The following is a 4,298-nucleotide window of genomic DNA, read 5'->3' on the forward strand; positions in this document are numbered from 1 at the left end:
CAGCGTATCCACGTTGACGCGGATCGACTGGTTGGCGACCTTGTCGGCCTCGTGCACTTCCTCGACGGCAATGGATTTGGGGCCCGCGGGTTTGGCCGCGGCGGCCGGCTTTGCCTCTTTCGTTGCCACGGCAGGGGGCGCGGGCGCGGCGGCCGGTGCGGGCTGCGGCGCGGGTGCGGGCTGCATCGGCGGAGACGCGATCTCGGTCGCGGTCTCGCGGAACGCACGCTCCAGTTCGTCCAGCGATACTTCGCCGGGACGCAACGGCCGTTCCAGCGTCTGCGGCGCCAGGGTGCCCTGCACAGCCGCGGGTTCAACCACAGGCGCCGACTCGGCCTGCGCTGGCGCGATCGGCGGAGCCGCGATCGGCGGAGCCGACGCTGACGAAGCTGACGAAGCTGACATCGATTCCATACCGCGCTCCACCATCGCCTGTAATTCGTCGATCAGATCCTGATCGGAGCCGTCCGGCTCCGCTTCGGTCGCCTCGAGCTGACCCAGGATGTCCTTGATGCGGTCGATCGTGGTCAGGATCAGCGTGACCGCCTGCCCCGTCACCGGCATGCCGTCGCGGAATTTGCCCATCAGGGTTTCGGCGGCATGCGCCAGCGCTTCCAGCCGCGGCAGCCCGAGAAAGCCGCAGGTGCCCTTGATGGTGTGGACCAGGCGAAAAATGTTATCGAGTATCTTGGCGTTGTTCGGTTCCTGCTCGAACCGCACCAGCTGATTGTCGACGGTATCCAGGCTCTCGCTGGTTTCCGTCAGAAACTCCCGCAACAGATCATCCATGAAACAGGCCTTCGGAACGCACGGGCGCGCGACTTTCGACACGCCTTACAGAACGAGGCCAGCTTCTCCGCAAAGCGTTTAATATTGGTTGAGTAAATGCAAAAGAACGGGATCAACAAAGAGATAAGGTGCCCTCGGCAGTCCTCGGGCGCCCTGTAACCGTTGGTTAACCATGTTTGCTCAGGAAGCGGTAACGACTACCGCATCGCCCTCGGGCGTAAGCACCACATTCAGCCCGCAGGCCTGCGCCAGCAGCCGGGTGTAATAAGGCTGCACCGCATGGGCATCGATCGCATGCGTCGAGCCCGAACTCAGGAGATCGGCGATGTTCTGCGGCAAGCGGGCATTGAGCCCGCTGGCCGCGACGCGAAAGCCGATTTGCTCGCCCTCGCCGATCGGGTCGACCGTGAGCACGCCGCCGCGCGGGATCGTCTGCTGCGCGATCACCATCATGTTCAAGAGCAGCTTGACCCGGTTCTTCGGCAACAGCACGCGCGGCAAATTCCACGCGATCGAGGTCTTGTTGTCCTCGAGGTGACCGCGCGCCATGGTCTGCGCGTCGCCGAGATCGATCTGCGCGCCCGAGGATCCCGCGGCGCCAAACGCCAGCCGGCAGAACTGCAGCCGCGCCGACGCGGTCTTGGCGCTCTTGCGGATCAGATCCAGCGCGAATTCGCGATCTTCCGGCTTTGGATTATCGTCGAGGACCTCAAGCCCATTGACGATGGCGCCGACCGGACTGATGAGATCATGACAGACCCGCGAACATAACAGCGCCGCCAGTTCGAGGGCGTCGGGGGCGGGAGCGGGAGACGGGGTGTCAGACATAAGGTGTTCCTGTAAATCCGCTGAAAGCGCGGACCAAGGCGAATCACGCAGGCTCCCCGGTTTGATACACTGCGGACGCGCGTGCTGCCAACACAAGGCGGAAACCGAAGAGAAAGATCGACAGCAGATGAAATCCGCCCATGATTAAGGCAACTTCGCCCGCAGCCGTGATCGAAGGCGAGGCCGCGGCCGCGCTGATGGAGCCCCTGACCGACCTGGTGATCCGGGCCGGAACAGCGATCCTGGCCGTCAACCGGGCCGCGATGCGGATCGAGGGCAAACTCGACGGATCGCCGGTAACGGAAGCCGATCTTGCCGCCGACCGGATCATTGCGGAAGGCCTGGCGCGGATCGCACCGCAGGTTCCGGCCCTGTCGGAAGAACGCGTCAATCCGGCGAAGCCGCCATATAATGGCAGCTTCTTCCTGATCGATCCGCTTGACGGCACCAAGGAGTTCGTCGCCGGCCGCGACGAATTTACCGTCAACCTCGCGCTGGTGACGAACGGGACGCCCATATTGGGCATCATCGGCGCACCCGCGCTCGGACTTGTCTGGCGCGGACTGGTCGGCCGGGGCGCGGAACGGCTGAGGCTGAGCGAAAAGTCCGTGGCCGAGCCCATCCATACCCGGCCCCTGCCCAGGCGCGGCGAGCCATGGATCGCCGCCGTCAGCCGCTCGCATGGCGACAGCCGCACCGAAGCCTTCATCGCGGCGAGACCCGGCGCGATCCGCAAGACGCTCGGCTCGGCGGTCAAGTTTGGCCGGGTGGCGGAGGGGGAAGCCGATATCTATCCCCGGCTTGCGCCGACATCGGAATGGGATATCGCGGCCGGCCACGCGGTCGTCACCGCCGCCGGAGGCACGATCACGGATGCGCACGGCGCCGCGCTGCAATTCGGCAAGGGGCGTGCCGATTTCATCGTGCCGGAATTCATCGCCTGGGGCGATCCGTCGGCGGCGGGCTGATCCGACATAGCCTGCTACCGCGAAAGATCCTGCTCCAGGGCCGGCCAGCGCGCGTTCGCATCGTGCAGGACCCGCGCGGGATCGGCGGCGAAGACGTCACGGGCCTCCTCGCGGCTGAACAGATAAAGCCGCTGTCCCGCGATCAGCCAGAACCGGGGGTTGCCGGCCACCGTGACGCCGCGGGCCAGATCGATCGGGTCGTAGCCGCCGAACTGGGGTCCGTAAACATCGGGATGGGCGACAAAAGACGCCCGATTGCCTTCGTTGCGGAAACGCCAGACCGCGCCCGCCGCCGACGCCTCGAAATCCTGCAGACCGACCTCGGGCTGGGCGTCGACGAAATAGGCGACGGGGTCATACCCCTCGATCGCCAAGCCGGTGAAACGGTTCACCACCACCCGCTCGGTGGTAGCCGACTGGGCCGCCGAACCGGAAAAGCCCAGGGCGGCAAGGCTGATCCAAAAAAGGCTGATCCAAAAAAGGCTTGTCCAGACAAGGCCGTCCGGCGAGGCGATCAAGGCTATTCCGGGGCGAAAGCCTGTTCGGGGCCGCGGGCCGTTTCTTTCCTGCCGTTGTGCCGTCATAGTTGATGCCGATAACATCCGAGTCGGGGGACACTGGGCGCAACCCTAAAGCCATGCCTGTTGGCATCAGGTTAAGGCCAGCGGCCGGAGTTCGATACGCAGGGGTAGGTTTCATGACTTTCGCTTCACGCCTCGCCGCGGTGGCGCTCGCCGCGCTGATGGGCTGGGCTGTGCCCGCTTCCGCGCAGCAGGCTCAACAGGCGCCCCCACCTTCGGCTCAGCAGGAGCCCCCGCCGCCGCAACGCCAGCCCGGCCCCAGCACCTTTGGGCCGGACGAACTGATGGGCGCCGGGCACCGGTTCTTCGGCAATGTGTCGCGCGGCCTCGCCTCGGTGATCGAGCGCGCGGTCAGCCAATGGGGCCTGCCGAACGGCTATATCCTGGGGGAGGAAGGCTCCGGCGCTTTCGTCGCCGGACTGCGGTACGGCGAAGGCACGCTCTACACCAAGAATGCCGGCGATTTGCGGGTGTACTGGCAGGGCCCCTCGGTCGGCTTCGACTGGGGCGGCGACGGCGCGCGCACCATGACGCTGGTCTACAACCTCCCCGCCACCAATGCGATCTACCAGCGCTTCGCCGGCATCGACGGCTCGGCCTATATTGTCGGCGGCTTCGGCATGACCGCGCTGACGGCGAACAACATCGTGCTGGTGCCGATCCGCTCTGGCATCGGACTCCGGCTCGGCGCCAATATCGGCTATCTCAAATTTACGCCGCGCGCGACGTGGAACCCGTTCTGACATCCCTTGCGCGCCGCGATTTCCGGCGACTGGAACTGTCTGGTAAGGGATTCAGTTAACGCGCCATCAGGCTGGCGTTTACCCTGTGCCGCGTGGCATTGTGATTGAGCATTTTCATCTCGTGGGGAGTTTGCGCTGATGGTCGAACCGATCATGTATCTGGCGATCGGTTTCCTGCTTTCGATGCTGTTCGGCCTGATGATCGTGCCGCTGGTGCATAACCGCGCGGTGCGGCTGACCACGCGGCGGCTCGAGGCGGCAACGCCGCTGTCGATGGCCGAAATCCAGGCCGACAAGGACCAGCTGCGCGCGGAATTCGCGATGTCGGCGCGGCGGCTCGAGATGAGCGTCGACCAGCTCAAGAACAAGACCACCAGCCAGCTCGCCGA

At 65.1% G+C, this 4,298-nt stretch carries 5 protein-coding genes and 1 pseudogene; 3 read left to right on the forward strand and 3 right to left on the reverse strand.

The window, feature by feature from the left end:
• A partial coding sequence (locus QZ213_RS25340) for an Hpt domain-containing protein (RefSeq protein ID WP_291688806.1) occupies nt 1-789 on the reverse strand: 789 nt, incomplete at its 3' end.
• Nucleotides 790-969: 180 nt separating this feature from the next.
• On the reverse strand, nt 970-1,617 hold the full coding sequence (gene chpT, locus QZ213_RS25345) for a histidine phosphotransferase ChpT (protein ID WP_291688807.1): 648 nt from the start codon (nt 1,615-1,617) through the stop codon (nt 970-972).
• Nucleotides 1,618-1,757: 140 nt separating this feature from the next.
• Between chpT and cysQ the strand changes: the two genes are divergently transcribed.
• Nucleotides 1,758-2,585 carry a 3'(2'),5'-bisphosphate nucleotidase CysQ gene (cysQ, locus tag QZ213_RS25350; RefSeq protein ID WP_291688808.1) on the forward strand — a complete coding sequence of 276 codons (828 nt, stop codon included), beginning with the start codon at nt 1,758-1,760 and terminating at the stop codon, nt 2,583-2,585.
• A gap of 14 nt (nt 2,586-2,599) precedes the next feature.
• Here the strand turns inward: cysQ and QZ213_RS25355 are convergent, their stop codons facing one another.
• The gene (locus QZ213_RS25355; RefSeq protein WP_291688809.1) at nt 2,600-3,187 is read right to left on the reverse strand and encodes a YHS domain-containing (seleno)protein; all 588 of its coding nucleotides are present in this window, start codon (nt 3,185-3,187) and stop codon (nt 2,600-2,602) included.
• Between the two features lie 95 nt (nt 3,188-3,282).
• Here QZ213_RS25355 and QZ213_RS25360 point away from each other — a divergent pair, with 95 nt between their 5' ends.
• Nucleotides 3,283-3,909, forward strand: coding sequence for a DUF1134 domain-containing protein (locus tag QZ213_RS25360; protein WP_291688810.1), 627 nt, complete (start codon nt 3,283-3,285; stop codon nt 3,907-3,909).
• Between the two features lie 138 nt (nt 3,910-4,047).
• A pseudogene (locus tag QZ213_RS25365) lies at nt 4,048-4,298 on the forward strand (hypothetical protein); the annotation flags it as partial.

Source organism: Bradyrhizobium sp. (assembly GCF_017881085.1).
Taxonomy (GTDB): Bacteria; Pseudomonadota; Alphaproteobacteria; order Rhizobiales; family Xanthobacteraceae; genus Bradyrhizobium.

Excerpts from the sequence above, each read along its gene's own strand:
- chpT (WP_291688807.1), bottom strand. The coding sequence starts at position 1,617 with ATGTCTGACACCCCGTCTCCCGCTCCCGCCCCCGACGCCCTCGAACTG.
- cysQ (WP_291688808.1), top strand. The coding sequence starts at position 1,758 with ATGATTAAGGCAACTTCGCCCGCAGCCGTGATCGAAGGCGAGGCCGCG.
- QZ213_RS25355 (WP_291688809.1), bottom strand. The coding sequence starts at position 3,187 with ATGTTATCGGCATCAACTATGACGGCACAACGGCAGGAAAGAAACGGC.
- QZ213_RS25360 (WP_291688810.1), top strand. The coding sequence starts at position 3,283 with ATGACTTTCGCTTCACGCCTCGCCGCGGTGGCGCTCGCCGCGCTGATG.